Origin of the sequence: Campylobacter pinnipediorum subsp. caledonicus (assembly GCF_002022005.1) — a bacterium.
Lineage (GTDB): Bacteria > Campylobacterota > Campylobacteria > Campylobacterales > Campylobacteraceae > Campylobacter_A > Campylobacter_A caledonicus.
Map to the genome: position 1 here is coordinate 1,449,428 of NZ_CP017258.1, position 18,655 is coordinate 1,468,082.

5 protein-coding genes are annotated in these 18,655 nt (G+C 29.5%); 4 read left to right on the plus strand and 1 reads right to left on the minus strand.

Translation table 11 applies throughout. From position 1 onward, the window contains the following. The first annotated feature begins 7 nt into the window (after positions 1-7). The 4 genes from CPIN18021_RS07420 to rplT all read left to right on the plus strand — a co-directional run bounded on the left by CPIN18021_RS07420 (position 8) and on the right by rplT (position 2,040). Complete coding sequence (locus CPIN18021_RS07420; protein WP_078424738.1) at positions 8-730, plus strand: YajG family lipoprotein; 723 nt, start codon at positions 8-10, stop codon at positions 728-730. Next, complete coding sequence (locus CPIN18021_RS07425; protein ID WP_078423785.1) at positions 731-1,300, plus strand: ComF family protein; 570 nt, start codon at positions 731-733, stop codon at positions 1,298-1,300. It abuts the gene before it with no gap. Positions 1,301-1,381: 81 nt separating this feature from the next. After that, positions 1,382-1,573, plus strand: coding sequence for a 50S ribosomal protein L35 (rpmI, locus tag CPIN18021_RS07430; protein ID WP_069633122.1), 192 nt, complete (start codon positions 1,382-1,384; stop codon positions 1,571-1,573). A 110-nt stretch (positions 1,574-1,683) separates the two neighbouring features. Next, positions 1,684-2,040 (plus strand): 50S ribosomal protein L20, encoded by a 357-nt coding sequence (rplT, locus tag CPIN18021_RS07435; protein WP_069633121.1) that lies wholly within the window; start codon positions 1,684-1,686, stop codon positions 2,038-2,040. 477 nt (positions 2,041-2,517) lie between these two features. Here the strand turns inward: rplT and CPIN18021_RS07440 are convergent, their stop codons facing one another. Continuing rightward, positions 2,518-18,642, minus strand: coding sequence for a hemagglutinin repeat-containing protein (locus CPIN18021_RS07440; protein ID WP_078424739.1), 16,125 nt, complete (start codon positions 18,640-18,642; stop codon positions 2,518-2,520). Positions 18,643-18,655 lie beyond the last annotated feature (13 nt).

The following is an 18,655-nucleotide window of genomic DNA, read 5'->3' on the forward strand; positions in this document are numbered from 1 at the left end:
ATAATAAATGCTAAAAATCAAATCTGTATTTTTATATTTTTTAATGGCAATGTTTTTTTATGGTTGTGCTAGTTTAAATCCATTTAGCACAAATGAAATTGAAGATAAATATTTTCAAATAGCAAGCAAAGATGAAACACTATTTAAAGATATAATGAGAATAAAAGTTGATTGCACAAAAGAAAATTCTGTCGGAACAAGAAGAGTGCTGATAAACGGAGCCGAATATTCAAGCGACATAGCTATAAAATACTGTTTGCGCAAAAATTTGGTTGATACAAATGTGGGGCTTAAAAAAGTTTTTTTACATAGAATTGTAGATGGCAGAAAAGATGCTTCTGTTTTTTCTTATACAAAAAGAAAAGGCAAGATAACAGCACTTGATTCAAGTCCATCTTTGGAGGCACTTTATTATATGTTTTTAAAGCAAGAACTCAACTCTCGCGGTATAATGGTGGTTGAAACTCAAACATCTCCATATACATATAGATTAGACTTTACATTCAACAAAACAGATGGCTTTTATGATAGAACAAATCAGACTTTAGATGGAAAACTTGAAGCTAAGCTAAATATTTCTAATATAAATTTCAATAAAGATTTTAATATAAACACAAAACAATATGTTAAAAATCTAAAAATCAGAAACTCTGATGAGTTTGATTTTTTTGTAGGTCTTTTAGTAAAACAAGCAGCAATAAAAACAGCAAACATTATAACAAAATTTTAAATGCGTTGCTTTAAATGTGGCGCATTTACTATCTTTACATTTTGTAAAGTTTGCTCAAAAATTCTAAGCAATCCAACTACAAATATAAGAGAAATAAATGGCTTTAAAATTTATAGCTTTTACAACTATTCTGAAATAAAAGATTTAATTACCTCAAAACATAAAATTCACGGAAGATATATCTTTAATGAACTAGCAAAACTTAGTTTTAAAAAATTTACTATAAATTTTAACCCAAAAATAATAATAAACGCAATACCCATAGATGACAAAAATACCGATGGATACTCACATACAGCCATACTTGCAAAAAGTTTAAAATCCAAACAAATCAAGCCCTTGTTTCATACTTTACATTCAACAAACAATATAACTTATAGTGGGAAAGATTTAAAATTTCGTAAAAATAATCCAAGAAATTTTAAACTCTTAAAAAATATAAAAAATCCAGTAATACTCATAGACGATATAGTTACCACTGGCTCTACTATAATGGAAGCTAAGAATTTTTTAGAAAAAAATGGCGTAAATGTTTTATGCGCCATAGTTTTATCTGACGCAAGATATTAGATTTAAATTTATTAAAGAAATATTTTGGTATAATCCATCCCTTATGCTACAAACAGCATAAAATACACTAAAGGATTTAGTATGCCAAAAATGAAAACCGTTCGCGGTGCTGCTAAACGCTTTAAAGTGGGTAAAAACAAGATAAAAAGAGGCTCTGCTTTTAGAAGCCATATCTTGACAAAAAAACCAAGTAAGCGTATGAGAGATTTGCGCCAACCACAATATGTGGACAGCACAAATGTCAAAGCAGTTAAGAAGATGCTAGGAGTTTGATACTAGCAATTAGCTAAAGTTTTTGACAAAAGTCATTCAAAACTCCCCTAAATTTTATATGTTTTAGGGAAAGACCCTTAAAATGGGCGCCGATTTGTAAAAGGATAAATATGGCAAGAGTAAAAACAGGCGTAGTAAGAAGAAGACGCCATAAAAAAGTTTTAAAACTTGCGCGTGGTTTTTTCAGCGCGAGACACAAACACTTTAGAAAAGCTAAAGAACAACTTGAAAGAAGTTTAGTTTATGCATACCGCGATAGACGTCAGAAGAAGAGAGATTTCCGTCGTTTATGGATAGTTCGTATAAATGCTGCTTGCAGACTTAACGATATAAGCTACTCAAGATTTATAAGTGGCTTAAAGAAAGCAGGTATTGAGCTTGATAGAAAAATTTTAGCTGATTTAGCTATGAATGATGCAAAAGCATTCCAAACGCTCGCTAATAACGCAAAAGACGCTTTAAAATAAAAAACAAGCCCTTTTTTAAGGGCTTACCAAAAATTATATTTGCTTTTTAAAAATTGAAAATCTTAACAATAACAAAAATACTTAAACTTTATTTTTTAATAATGTCATAAGAAATTTGTTTTAAAATAATAATTTACTTACTACTAGTTATTAGCCTGCATATTTAAATATCAAATCACTACATCCCGTAAAAAATGCAAAGAAATGGGATTTATAGCACAATTTAAACCATATTATCATAGGAATATATTAAAAGCACTCATACAAAAATTTATATTATAAAAAAGTGTAAATATAGTTTTACAAGACATAAAATAAAAAAACATTATCAAAAGAAAATATTTTATAAGTATAGTAGTAAAATTTAAATATTTTTATAAAAAATTATTTAAGTAATTAGTAGCTATTGATATATAATGAGGAAATAAGAAATATTTCTTATTTCCTACATATAAAACATTATAATGTTTAAATCAACTACTTAGAAGGCTTAATCTCAAGTGTCTTTAATGGATTCTCGATTACATGGTCTTTTATTGTAAATTTCAAGTTTGGATTATCTTTATAATTTTCATATAGATATCTTAACTCTCTTGATGTAACCGCATTATAGTAAGGATTTTTTTCATCAAATAAATCTTTTAAGCGATCCATATCTATTTTTGTATTTTTAGTAAAGCTAGTACTATCTGTTGCTAATCCATCCAATGCGAAATATAACTTTCCGCCTCTTTCTAAAGTTTCTTTTGCTATAAGTTTTGTCTTTTCTGTAAAGAAATCCATTCTAGCATTATTTAACTCGTTTTGAAGATTATTATAATCTCTAATTTGTTTGTTTTGTTCATCAGTGAAACGTGAAGACTCTTTTGGATTATCCAAATCTAAAAATTCATTCTTTCTCATCTCTGTAAAAACATTATCAACTTTTTCACTAAGTTCTCCAACTTTCTTTAGAGAATCTACTGCTTTTTCATTTTTTAGTAATTCAGTCATGATTTTTTTATTATCATCTGAATTAGCAGCATTTATTCTACTTCTTGACTCAGTTTTTCTAGCATGCGCTGCACCTGGATCTTGAAAGTTTGCTATATCTGCTATATCTGCATCTGTCACTTCGCCTTTATTTAACTTTTTAGCGAAATCTGTTAAGTTTGCGAATTCAAATCCTAAGTTTAGCTTTCCTATATAACTATCAGCCAAGGTTGGGTTTTTACCCTCTTTATCTGCTTCATTAGCTTTTCCAATTAGCTCTTGTCTTCCATATTTTAATCCATAGATTAAAGCACTATCACCCAACTCAGCTTTTGCAGATTTTTTGGTTTCTAGGTTATTTATTTTATTTGGTAAATGTTCGATATTTTTAATTTCTTTTACCTCAGTTTTATCTCCTGTATAACCTTTATCTACCAACTTACTTAATTGTTCTCCTAATTTATGTCCTGATATAAAAGCCTCTCTTTCTAGAGGTTGGTTTTTATATGCTGAGAAATTTTTTAAATCTGAGTTAATATAATAACTTTCATTTAATGACAATAAATCAGCATCTGCCTTAATTGCATCTGGCAATTTTTTGTTTTTATTTCCTGTTATTTGAGCTTGATCATGATGGGTTAATTCATGAACTATAGTATCTAAAATTTCCTTATTGTTTTGTTTTTTAGTTCTTAAGAAACTAATAATAGGAGTTGCGTTCATATGAACCTCATTATCACTATAATATCCTTGTTTCATAGATAATGGTCCATTTTCTTTATTTAGTTCCAATGTTGCTTTTTTACCTTTAATTCCAGTTACCTCTTTTAAAGATTCTCTTTTAGCGCTTTCAACCATATCAAATAATTTTTTTATTCCTTCTTCATTTCCAGAAAGTTTTTCTTTCATTAGATCATGGAATTCTTTACTTGAATCAAGTTTTTCTACTATTTTTTTGTTGATTTCTTCTCTAGCTTTAATATAACTTTCATCAAATTTGATATTCTTTAGAACTTCTCCCATATTCTTAACATTTTTACCCTCAAATCCCTCTATAACAACCGGTCTATTTATTTTTAGTCCTGTCTCGGAAGATTTCTTTATCAATTCTACTGAATCTTGCATACCTAGTCCGTATGCAATTTCATTTACAGCTTTTAATAAATGTTCTTTTGGAAGATTTTTAGAATTTTTTGCCAATAGAGCTAATTTAGCCTCTGCTTCTTTTGCTTGGTCTCTATTTTTAGCTTTTTCTTTAGCTTCTTTAAATAGTTTATCTTTTTCTTGTTTTGATAATTTCTCAGGAACATATTTTGTATTTCCTATTCCATCATTGATCTTATCTGTTTTTTGCTCACTTATTTTCTTTACAAGATTTTCACCATTAGCCTCTGAGAACTTATATGTATACTGTTTTAATATATTATTTAATATTTCAGTATTTTGTTGTTGTTTGTTTGAAGCTTTTGAAGTGTTAGGTACAGCTTCTTTTAAAACTAATTCTGATTTTGGTATATTAGTTTCACCCAATTGCTCTAAAGAATTTTTCTTAGCTCTTGATACGATGTCAACCAATTCTTTTACTTTTTCAGGATTTCCATTAATTTCACTACTCATCAATTTCTTAAATTGAGGGTCAGCAGAAAGGTTTTCTAATAACTTAGTATCTGCATTTTTCCTAAACTTAGTATATGTGTCAGTAAATTCTGATTTATTGTTTTTCTTGGCTTTTTTCTCAAGCTTTTTCTTTTCTTTTTCGCTTATTTTTTTAGGTTTATAGTCAGTGTTGCCGAAACCTGACACATCACTTTGTAATGCTTGTTTATTACCATCTATTTCATTTTTAGTATTTGCTTTTTTAGCAAATGGATTTTTTAATTCTGGAAGAAATCTCTTCTCAAAATTTTGAACATTTTTCTTACTAGCTTCTTCACCAGAAGGCTTAATCTCAAGTGTCTTTAATGGATTCTCGATTACATGGTCTTTTATTGTAAATTTCAAGTTTGGATTATCTTTATAATTTTCATATAGATATCTTAACTCTCTTGATGTAACCGCATTATAGTAAGGATTTTTTTCATCAAATAAATCTTTTAAGCGATCCATATCTATTTTTGTATTTTTAGTAAAGCTAGTACTATCTGTTGCTAATCCATCCAATGCGAAATATAACTTTCCGCCTCTTTCTAAAGTTTCTTTTGCTATAAGTTTTGTCTTTTCTGTAAAGAAATCCATTCTAGCATTATTTAACTCGTTTTGAAGATTATTATAATCTCTAATTTGTTTGTTTTGTTCATCAGTGAAACGTGAAGACTCTTTTGGATTATCCAAATCTAAAAATTCATTCTTTCTCATCTCTGTAAAAACATTATCAACTTTTTCACTAAGTTCTCCAACTTTCTTTAGAGAATCTACTGCTTTTTCATTTTTTAGTAATTCAGTCATGATTTTTTTATTATCATCTGAATTAGCAGCATTTATTCTACTTCTTGACTCAGTTTTTCTAGCATGCGCTGCACCTGGATCTTGAAAGTTTGCTATATCTGCTATATCTGCATCTGTCACTTCGCCTTTATTTAACTTTTTAGCGAAATCTGTTAAGTTTGCGAATTCAAATCCTAAGTTTAGCTTTCCTATATAACTATCAGCCAAGGTTGGGTTTTTACCCTCTTTATCTGCTTCATTAGCTTTTCCAATTAGCTCTTGTCTTCCATATTTTAATCCATAGATTAAAGCACTATCACCCAACTCAGCTTTTGCAGATTTTTTGGTTTCTAGGTTATTTATTTTATTTGGTAAATGTTCGATATTTTTAATTTCTTTTACCTCAGTTTTATCTCCTGTATAACCTTTATCTACCAACTTACTTAATTGTTCTCCTAATTTATGTCCTGATATAAAAGCCTCTCTTTCTAGAGGTTGGTTTTTATATGCTGAGAAATTTTTTAAATCTGAGTTAATATAATAACTTTCATTTAATGACAATAAATCAGCATCTGCCTTAATTGCATCTGGCAATTTTTTGTTTTTATTTCCTGTTATTTGAGCTTGATCATGATGGGTTAATTCATGAACTATAGTATCTAAAATTTCCTTATTGTTTTGTTTTTTAGTTCTTAAGAAACTAATAATAGGAGTTGCGTTCATATGAACCTCATTATCACTATAATATCCTTGTTTCATAGATAATGGTCCATTTTCTTTATTTAGTTCCAATGTTGCTTTTTTACCTTTAATTCCAGTTACCTCTTTTAAAGATTCTCTTTTAGCGCTTTCAACCATATCAAATAATTTTTTTATTCCTTCTTCATTTCCAGAAAGTTTTTCTTTCATTAGATCATGGAATTCTTTACTTGAATCAAGTTTTTCTACTATTTTTTTGTTGATTTCTTCTCTAGCTTTAATATAACTTTCATCAAATTTGATATTCTTTAGAACTTCTCCCATATTCTTAACATTTTTACCCTCAAATCCCTCTATAACAACCGGTCTATTTATTTTTAGTCCTGTCTCGGAAGATTTCTTTATCAATTCTACTGAATCTTGCATACCTAGTCCGTATGCAATTTCATTTACAGCTTTTAATAAATGTTCTTTTGGAAGATTTTTAGAATTTTTTGCCAATAGAGCTAATTTAGCCTCTGCTTCTTTTGCTTGGTCTCTATTTTTAGCTTTTTCTTTAGCTTCTTTAAATAGTTTATCTTTTTCTTGTTTTGATAATTTCTCAGGAACATATTTTGTATTTCCTATTCCATCATTGATCTTATCTGTTTTTTGCTCACTTATTTTCTTTACAAGATTTTCACCATTAGCCTCTGAGAACTTATATGTATACTGTTTTAATATATTATTTAATATTTCAGTATTTTGTTGTTGTTTGTTTGAAGCTTTTGAAGTGTTAGGTACAGCTTCTTTTAAAACTAATTCTGATTTTGGTATATTAGTTTCACCCAATTGCTCTAAAGAATTTTTCTTAGCTCTTGATACGATGTCAACCAATTCTTTTACTTTTTCAGGATTTCCATTAATTTCACTACTCATCAATTTCTTAAATTGAGGGTCAGCAGAAAGGTTTTCTAATAACTTAGTATCTGCATTTTTCCTAAACTTAGTATATGTGTCAGTAAATTCTGATTTATTGTTTTTCTTGGCTTTTTTCTCAAGCTTTTTCTTTTCTTTTTCGCTTATTTTTTTAGGTTTATAGTCAGTGTTGCCGAAACCTGACACATCACTTTGTAATGCTTGTTTATTACCATCTATTTCATTTTTAGTATTTGCTTTTTTAGCAAATGGATTTTTTAATTCTGGAAGAAATCTCTTCTCAAAATTTTGAACATTTTTCTTACTAGCTTCTTCACCAGAAGGCTTAATCTCAAGTGTCTTTAATGGATTCTCGATTACATGGTCTTTTATTGTAAATTTCAAGTTTGGATTATCTTTATAATTTTCATATAGATATCTTAACTCTCTTGATGTAACCGCATTATAGTAAGGATTTTTTTCATCAAATAAATCTTTTAAGCGATCCATATCTATTTTTGTATTTTTAGTAAAGCTAGTACTATCTGTTGCTAATCCATCCAATGCGAAATATAACTTTCCGCCTCTTTCTAAAGTTTCTTTTGCTATAAGTTTTGTCTTTTCTGTAAAGAAATCCATTCTAGCATTATTTAACTCGTTTTGAAGATTATTATAATCTCTAATTTGTTTGTTTTGTTCATCAGTGAAACGTGAAGACTCTTTTGGATTATCCAAATCTAAAAATTCATTCTTTCTCATCTCTGTAAAAACATTATCAACTTTTTCACTAAGTTCTCCAACTTTCTTTAGAGAATCTACTGCTTTTTCATTTTTTAGTAATTCAGTCATGATTTTTTTATTATCATCTGAATTAGCAGCATTTATTCTACTTCTTGACTCAGTTTTTCTAGCATGCGCTGCACCTGGATCTTGAAAGTTTGCTATATCTGCTATATCTGCATCTGTCACTTCGCCTTTATTTAACTTTTTAGCGAAATCTGTTAAGTTTGCGAATTCAAATCCTAAGTTTAGCTTTCCTATATAACTATCAGCCAAGGTTGGGTTTTTACCCTCTTTATCTGCTTCATTAGCTTTTCCAATTAGCTCTTGTCTTCCATATTTTAATCCATAGATTAAAGCACTATCACCCAACTCAGCTTTTGCAGATTTTTTGGTTTCTAGGTTATTTATTTTATTTGGTAAATGTTCGATATTTTTAATTTCTTTTACCTCAGTTTTATCTCCTGTATAACCTTTATCTACCAACTTACTTAATTGTTCTCCTAATTTATGTCCTGATATAAAAGCCTCTCTTTCTAGAGGTTGGTTTTTATATGCTGAGAAATTTTTTAAATCTGAGTTAATATAATAACTTTCATTTAATGACAATAAATCAGCATCTGCCTTAATTGCATCTGGCAATTTTTTGTTTTTATTTCCTGTTATTTGAGCTTGATCATGATGGGTTAATTCATGAACTATAGTATCTAAAATTTCCTTATTGTTTTGTTTTTTAGTTCTTAAGAAACTAATAATAGGAGTTGCGTTCATATGAACCTCATTATCACTATAATATCCTTGTTTCATAGATAATGGTCCATTTTCTTTATTTAGTTCCAATGTTGCTTTTTTACCTTTAATTCCAGTTACCTCTTTTAAAGATTCTCTTTTAGCGCTTTCAACCATATCAAATAATTTTTTTATTCCTTCTTCATTTCCAGAAAGTTTTTCTTTCATTAGATCATGGAATTCTTTACTTGAATCAAGTTTTTCTACTATTTTTTTGTTGATTTCTTCTCTAGCTTTAATATAACTTTCATCAAATTTGATATTCTTTAGAACTTCTCCCATATTCTTAACATTTTTACCCTCAAATCCCTCTATAACAACCGGTCTATTTATTTTTAGTCCTGTCTCGGAAGATTTCTTTATCAATTCTACTGAATCTTGCATACCTAGTCCGTATGCAATTTCATTTACAGCTTTTAATAAATGTTCTTTTGGAAGATTTTTAGAATTTTTTGCCAATAGAGCTAATTTAGCCTCTGCTTCTTTTGCTTGGTCTCTATTTTTAGCTTTTTCTTTAGCTTCTTTAAATAGTTTATCTTTTTCTTGTTTTGATAATTTCTCAGGAACATATTTTGTATTTCCTATTCCATCATTGATCTTATCTGTTTTTTGCTCACTTATTTTCTTTACAAGATTTTCACCATTAGCCTCTGAGAACTTATATGTATACTGTTTTAATATATTATTTAATATTTCAGTATTTTGTTGTTGTTTGTTTGAAGCTTTTGAAGTGTTAGGTACAGCTTCTTTTAAAACTAATTCTGATTTTGGTATATTAGTTTCACCCAATTGCTCTAAAGAATTTTTCTTAGCTCTTGATACGATGTCAACCAATTCTTTTACTTTTTCAGGATTTCCATTAATTTCACTACTCATCAATTTCTTAAATTGAGGGTCAGCAGAAAGGTTTTCTAATAACTTAGTATCTGCATTTTTCCTAAACTTAGTATATGTGTCAGTAAATTCTGATTTATTGTTTTTCTTGGCTTTTTTCTCAAGCTTTTTCTTTTCTTTTTCGCTTATTTTTTTAGGTTTATAGTCAGTGTTGCCGAAACTAGATGAGTTATCTTTATACACATCTTTAATCAATCTATCACTTAAGCTATCTCCTGCATTAAATGCATCACTCTCTAGTGGTTGCTTCTTATAGTTTTCTCCCTTTTGAACATAAAGATTTTGATTTAGAGAGAACATATCAGCATCTATTTTTAAATCTTTTCTTAAATTTGCATTATTTCTATTTTCAGCCAAATATGCCTGATCATGATGTGTTAATTCATGTATCATTGTATTTAGTAATTCTTTATTTTGTGCTAATTTTTCCTTTGATGGAATTGGAGCAACATCATTCATTCTTACTAAATCTCCATCGTAATCTCCATGAATATGTTTATGCTTTTTAGATGAAGACAATAATTCCAATTTAGGTGTTGGAATATCTATTCCTCCGATTTGTTTAAATGCATCTTTTTTGCTTTCAGAAACAATTTTAAATAGCTCTTTTAGTTTTTCTTGATTTCCACTTAAATTATCATTCATAAGCTCATTAAATCTAGGATTTTCTTTTAGATTTTCGTAAATTTTTTGATCTACATCTTTTCTAAATTCTTTATATCCATCGCCAAGAGGAGTTTTGTTAAACACTTTTCCTATCTCATTTTTCTCATTAGCAGTCAGTTTATTTACATCAAAAGTATCTGGCACAACTATTTTACTGTTTTCTTGCGCAGACTTAGTTACTAGCTCAATGACTTGATCGTTATTATATCCATCTCTTAATTCATTCAATTTAGAAATAAGAGCTTCTTTTGGAATATTATTTGAATCATTTGCTATTTTTTTAAGCTTTTTTACAGCCTCTTTATGAGGATTTAATTTTTCAGCTTTTTTCTTAACTTCATCAAATCTTCTATTTCTCTCTTCTGCACTTAATTGTTTTGGAGTATAGTTTGTATTTGTAATAGCAACTATTTTATCGTTTATAGTTACATATTTTTCATTAAATACATTGTCTTTTGTAACTCCACTGCCAGCTCCTTCTATCAATCCGTGATATTCAGATTTTGGTTTATTAGCAATCGGCGCTTTTTCTTCATCAGCCAACGAAATTTCTTCAAATTTATTAGATTTATCAAAATCTGAATCATCTGTCTTGTATTTTTTACCTTCTACCTCACCTTTAAATGCACCAAAATCTACATCATCAGCCATTTTATATTTTATATTTTTTAGCTCATTTCTGATTTTATCTAAATCTTCGTAATCGCTTTCCTTAACCCTCTTGTTTTCTATTTCATTTTTATTTGAAATAATGCTATACGGATCTTCATATATTTTTTCTCTAGTAGTTTCTACATCTAAAGATTTTTGTGTTTTAACATCTTCACTAGGAAGTTTTGGTAGCTCTCTTTGTGCTTTATTAGCTATTTCTTCAGCTCTTCCTTTTCTTTGAATAGTCATGTAAGTAGCGTTATCAGGGCTTACTACACTTTCTTTTGGTCCATATTTTTGTGTATTTTCTTGATCTACTCTAGCTTGTCTCTCTGCTTCTGTTTCTACTTTTACTTTTTTCTTAGATGGATCTATTTGTGCGTAGATTGGTTCTTTAGTTGATTCTGCTTTTCTAGATAAAGTTTCTTGTGATCTTTTTTGATTTGGCGATAAGAACTCTCTGATTTTATCTAAATCCTCATAATCGCTTTCTTGAATTTTTTCTACCTCATTTTTTCTTGGAAGGATGCTGTCTAGATCTTCATAAATTTTCTCTCTTGAAACTTCTGCTTCTAAAGATTTGCGTGATTTAGCTTCTTCTCCTGGAAGTTTTAGCAGTTCTCTTTTTGCTTTGTTAGCTATTTCTTCTGCTTTTCCTCTTCTTTGGATAGTCGCATATAAATCATTATCAGGATTTACTACGCTTTCTTTTGGACCATATTTTTGTGTATTTTCTTGAGCTATTCTAGCTTGTCTATCTGCTTCTGACTCAACTTTTGGTGTCTTTTTAGATCGATCTATTTGTGCATAGATTGGTTCTTTAGTTGATTCTGCTTTTCTAGATAAAGTTTCTTGTGATCTTTTTTGATTTGGCGATAAGAACTCTCTGATTTTATCTAAATCTTCGTAATCGCTCTCCTTAACCCTCTTGTTTTCTATTTCATTTTTATTTGAAATAATGCTATACGGATCTTCATATATTTTTTCTCTAGTAGTTTCTAAGTCTAAAGATTTTCGTGCTTTAACATCTTCACTAGGAAGTTTTGGTAGCTCTCTTTGTGCTTTATTAGCTATTTCTTCAGCTCTTCCTTTTCTTTGAATAGTCATGTAAGTAGCGTTATCAGGGCTTACTACACTTTCTTTTGGTCCATATTTTTGTGTATTTTCTTGAGCTATTCTAGCTTGTCTATCTGCTTCTGACTCAACTTTTGGTGTCTTTTTAGATCGATCTATTTGTGCATAGATTGGTTCTTTAGTTGATTCACTTGAAGAAGAATCATCTATTCTTTCTTGTGCTCTTTTGCTTTCTGCTTCATTTCTACTCGAAAAAGCACTACTTATATCTTCATAATCACTTCGAGATTTTTGTCCATTTTCTTGTGTGCTTCTCTTAGATCTCGGTTTTGCACTTCCTAGAAGTTTTTTAGTATCTTTAACAGAAAAACTTAGACTTGCACTACCACCCTTCTCAAACACATCTTTTAGTGTCTCTTGTTCTTCTTTCTTGTCTGTTCTTAAACTATCTGTTTCTGTTTTTTGACCATTCAAGCTTATCTTGTTAGAAGATATATTTTCTTTTTCTAGACTTATTATAGAATTTTGAGCAACTTGTTTATCTTTCTTATCTCCAATTTCAACATCTGCTCCAATTTCTCCAGTTATTCCACCTGAAATTCCAACAATTGCTCCACCGGCTTGCTCTTTTAATACTCTTTCTGTTATTTTTGTCTCTCCATCAACTTTTAATGAACCTTTTTTTGTATCACTTCCAATAGTTGCTGAGTCTAAATTAAGATTATTCCCTACTTCTGCTTCAAATTCTTCACCTGCAGTTATACTAGATCTTCCTGAAATTTTTTCTCCATTACCATAGATATGTCCGCCTCCAGCTGAAGCACTAACATTTCCCGCACCAATTGTATTACTTCCCAATCCTGCTGACAATGTTGCTGAAGCATTGCTTTTTATTTTTGAAGTATTATATGTATCTATTGGGCTTTCAACATTAAGGTCTCTCTCTGCTTTAACTTTTGCTTTTTTATCAGCTCTAATCTCCGCACCCTTAACATTAACATCTCTTCCAGCATTTATTCTTACATTTTTACCTTTTATTCTTGAGTTGCTATGCGTTAATGATTCTTCGCTACCACGTTCATAGTCAAATGAAGCTCCGCCCCCAGCTTGAACATTAGAACCAAATATAGCACTAACTCCAGCTGTTTGTTGAGCATGAATTTCTGCGGAAAAATTATTATTAGTTGATTTTTCTTCTATTTTTCCACCAGCAACATTAACATCACGTTTTGCAGTTAAATCAACATCTCCTTTGCTTTCTATATCTACATTATTTAAATTAACATCTTCCTCAGTAGCTGTTATAGATATACCCTCTCCTGCTTTTATTTTGGATTTTTTATCTTTAGTAACTTCTTTATTAGAATCTGTATAATTAAATCCTAATTCTTGCTTAGAATTGCCTCCTATTGTATCATTAAACAATAAGTTAGTAACAGCTCCTGCGGCTTTTAATCCTGCCAAGCCTTGATTTAATTGACCCTTCATAGCATCTTCTGTAATCTCTTTTGAGCTATTCATAGCATCCAATATACTACTTGTAGCACCTAAACTTTGTTTTCCTGTAAGACTAAATCCAGTAGTTTTTTCTTTATGAGTATCTTTATAAACCTTGGACTCTACTTTTTCTGCTGTAATATCCAAACGCTTTTTAGTTATTATATCGGTTCCACCGATATCAACTTGCTCTTTTCCTTTTATATTGAAGCTACCTTCACTAGCTTCCAGAGTTCCATTTTTCCATTTTTTATCTTCCGTCTCTATTTTGTTATTTGAAATTTTTAATCCAATTTCTCCATTTGCAAGACTAGATAATTTAGACTGACCTGGTTTGCTACTTAATCCTTTTTTAGGGGCATAATTGTTTATAATTTCTGTACTCGATTTATTATGAGCACTATCAAATTCGGCTTTTACTCCCAAATCTCCAATTCCGGCTGAAGCAGAACCAACAAATCCAATAGATGTTTCCGTCTCTGTTACTTTATGTGTTTCTTCTACAGCATTAAAATTAACTTTTTTCTTTTTCGAGACTATATCTCCACCTGAGCCTTTGATATTAGAACCGGTAACATCAACATCTTCTTCCGCTTGTATATTTACTTTTCCACCTGCAATTATATTACTAGCTCTTGAGCTTCCTTTTTCCTCTGCTTTTTTGTAGTAAGTTGAACCCACCAACCCCATACTAGAAGCACTTTCGTTAGTTTTTTCTTCTTCTTTTGCATCTTCTATGTTAATTTTTCCACCTGCTTTTAAGCCTATATTCTCCTTAGCTACTATGTCACTTCCCTTTACGTTTATATCCTTTTCAGCTTCTATCTCTACATTTTTTGCTTGAATTTTACTAGCATTTTGAGTTGTTTTTTCGGTATCTTTATTTTTAAATGCAGCTAACTCAGGTAATCCAGATTTATATTTTCCGCCTGTTTGATTGGTTATTTTTTCTATATCTTTTGTTTTGCTTGATTGTATATCAACATCTTTTGCACTTATTCTTGCTTTTTCTTCAGCTTTGATGTTGCTTCCTTTTATTTTTGCTTTTTCTCCTGCAGCTATATTTACATTTTTTCCTTTGATGTTAGATGCTTTACTACTTTGTATTTCTCTTGTTAATTCTGTAGTTTCATTGGTAGTAGTTGTTCTTTCATTTTCAATGATTTTTTCTGAATCTGTTTCTATTTTATCTTCCACATTAACTTTTTCTTCTGCTTCAAGATTTACATCTCCACCTATTGAATAAAGATCAGCTCCTACTATATCTATATTTCTGGCTTGAATATCCAAACCTTCATCCGCAATTATCTCTGAAAGTTCTAATTTTACATTTTCTCTTGCTTGGATATTTGCTTTTCCTTTTGCAACAATATCTGTTTTGATGTCTTTAGAGCCTTCGTTTTTAAAATCTTTCGATGAAGTAAATAGATTATTTCCGGCAAAAATTTGTGAATTTTTATTATTAAATTTTTCCGCATCTACAACTAAATCTTTTCCGGCTTTTATTTTTCCTAGTGTATCCTCTTCTTTATCTTTTTCTATTTTTTTTAAGCTATCTTGTGCATCTTTACTATACACATATTTATTATATTTTCTATTCTTAATCTCTCCTGCTTTTTCATAAATTCCTTTTTTGTTTTTTGTATCCCTATTTTTTTCCCAAGTTAGTAAAGTTTCATCTGTGCTTATAGAATCATTATAAACATCTCCCTTTACAAAGATATTTTTCTCAGCTAAAACTTGTCCACGACTATCAGCAGAGTAGTATTCGATTTTTTCTCCATCTAAGAGATTAGGAATTTCATCTTTTGATTTCCAATCAGATCCTAAAGCTATGCTCATTAATTTATCTAAACCTGGATCATTAATACTTCTTAACAAGTTCCAGTATTGATATTTTCTTAAAACATCTTTATCTTTTAATAATTTTAGTAACGAAACTTCTTCTGCATCTTTTCCTGTATTAAGAATTCCTCCATTAACCAATGAATTGGTATTCCAATTTAAAGTAATTTTTATATCATTAAGCATCGTTTCTAAATTTCTAGTTTTAGTTGTAGTTAAGTTATTTAAATCTCCTAAAACATATAGATTTTCTTTAGCTGCTATACTAGAGTCTTTATTGTATACTTTAGTTTTGCTATCTCTTCCTTTATCATATGAAGAAATAACAATATTTTTATCAGAATGAATTAGTGATGCCGTATTTCCAATATTTACAGATTCTTTTGGTATTTTTACTTCAACACTATATCCGTTATACCATGCTTTCCACATTGACTCTCTTACATTTGTACTCTTAGAAAGTTTTTTATACCCTTCGTTTTTAATTTCATAATTAAAATTTCCTGTGTTTTCAAGTTCATTTGTTTGAAGTCTTAAATTTTCCTTTGAGCTAATTTGAGATCCAACGTTGAGAATTTTTTTAGCTCTTACTACTCCTGCTTCATTTGAATGAACAAGAGCTTTATTAACATTTTGAATTTCATCTTGGGCATCTATATATAATTGTTTATCTGAAACAATTGCTGATGAATCATTTCTTAAAACTTTTCCTTCTATCTTTAGACCATCTTTTGCTGAGATAAATGCTCCATCTGTGTTTTCTATATAATCCCCTGATATTTGAACAATATTTCCTGAAATTTCATTTTTATTTATAAGCTTATCGTTTGAGTATATGGCTAAATTATTTTTTGCCGACAACACGCCTTCATTTTGATAATCATCCAATGTTGCTTTAACATTTTTTGAAGTAACTTTTCCTTTATTAACTCCGGTTCCAGCAGTTAGATCAACATATTTTTTTGATGTGATTTCTCCATAATTTTCTAAATTACGTCCTTTTACCGTTGTGCTTAAAGTTGAGTCTATTTTTCCTTTATTTATTAAATTTTTACCAGAAACAAAAACATCATTAGAGTTTATCTCACCATCGTTTATTATGTTTCCTTTAGATAATACTCTTGCATCTTTACCTTTTATTTTTCCCTGATTTTTCAGGTTTTTACTTGCTTGTAAAAATAAACGATTTGAATCCAAAGTAGCTTCTTTTGATATCTCAATTTGTCCACTATCTACAATAGAAAGCTTATCTACTTTCGTATTAGCATTAACCAATACCTTTCCATCATTATCCTTAAATATATGCTGTTTTCCGCTTGAATCAGACATCTGATATTTTCCTGAGCTTAATGTAAGCTCGCCAACATTTTCAAAACGACCACCATTAACGATAATTCCGTTTTCGTTAGCAATAATAACATCAGATTTCTTTCCTAAGACTTCAAGTCCTCCAGCTAGTTTAGTAGCACCTCTATCATTCATTCCAACTTCATTGATAATCAAACTTGCAGATTTTCCATCAAGATTTTTATTTGATGAAAATTGTTGACCATTTAGAAGCTTACTTCCCACTTTTCCACCGCTACTATTATTATTTAGCAATACGTTTTCATCAGATTCTATACTAAATTCATTATATAAGTTATGAGAAATTCCATTGCTATTAGTTTTTGCTATCTGGACTAAGGTTGATTTGTCATTTCCATCAACTTTTTCCAACTGCGTTTTAGTTGTATCCGCTACCTCTATATGGTTTAATTTTTTTATAGGAGTATCTACTTTTTTCTCAGTATTAGTTTTACTAGGAACAGACACAGGAGTAATTTTTTGAGCAGATAAAGTAGCTACTTCGGCTTTTTTAAGCTCTAAAGTATTTTCATTAGATGCATTATCTGCTTTAGTTGTTTTTACTGTTTTTGCTTCATCTGATAATTGTGTGTCATCTAATTGCTTTTCTAGCTTCTCTGTTTTTTCACCAGTAGTTGCGCTTGCAAGAGATACAAGAGTAAAATTTTGAGTAGGCTCAGTAGCTTCCTCGCCTTGATTAAGCTCTAAACCATTTTCAGCAGATTCGCCATCTGATTTAATTTTTATTGATCTTGGTTTGATTGCAATTGGTTCTTGTGTATCTTTTGTTTGTTTTGCTGTTTTATATACTTTTTCGGCAGGAGAGAAACTAGTAAGAGCTACTGGTAAAATTCCTGTGAAAGATGCGTCATCTAACGATATATCATCTTCGCTTTTATTGAAATTTATACTAGGGGTGCTATTAGCTGACTTTGTGTCTAATTTTTGTGCTTCGGCTACATATTTTACTTGTTTTGATGGCTCCTGTATTATCTTAGTGCTTGCCATAGTAGGAAGAGCTGCTCTGTCAAGCTTTTGACTATATACTACAGGTAGAGATAAACTATCCTGACCCTTTGATGCGATAGCGCCTGTTTTTTTGTCTATTTCTAATGTTTTGCTATTAACTCTTTGAAGTGAATACAACGAGCTATATCCTTCTTGAGTGCTTGGTTTGATAATAATTTTATTTTCATACATAGAAGGATTTGCTGTTCTTGCAGAAGCTTTAAGAATTTCTAAATTTTTAATCTCTTTCTTTAATTCTTTTTCTAAAGACTTTATTATTTCTGATTCTTTTTTTGAGATTTTAATTCTCTTTTCCATCTCTTCTATATTTTTATTTATATCTTTTATTTTTTCTTTTTCGATTTTATCTTTTTGTTTTTCTATTTCTTTTTCTATTTCTTTTATTTTTTCTATAGTATCAGTTATGCTTTTTTGTGTATTTTCGTCTATTAAATGTGTATGTTTTTCTTCATATTTTTGATTTTTTATATCATTTATATTATTTCCAAAAATAACTCTATTAACATTAATGTATTTTTGATTATTTACTTTTATTCCATTTTCATTTGCAAAGATCAAATCAGCTTTTTTTCCAGCTACTTCAACATTTCCAGATAAACTGCTTGGACTTCCACCTACAATTTCATTTATTATAACACTTGCACCAGTTTTGGCTCCATCAAAATTTCTATTTTGCATTAGTGGAGGTTCTAAAAGTTGACTTTGATATTCTTCAGCGGTATCTTTATCAACATTATTAAAAACAGTTCTATCATCTGCTGTCATATCAAATTTATCATAAATATTATGAGAAACACCTTTATCATTAGGTTTTTCTATCTCAATTATTACCGGGCCTCTACGTTCTTTTCTTTCTATTTTCAACTGTTTGCTTTTTTCATTTTTTACTATATTATCTACTTTATTTTCTTCTGCTAAAGTCCTTATACCCATACTAGTTAAAAAAAATGCCATAGCTACAGTTGCTACTTTTTTTATTTTTTGTAAATTTTGTTTTAAAAAACTTTCAATTTTTTTAAAAAATATCGACGATTTCATTTTCTCTTCCTTA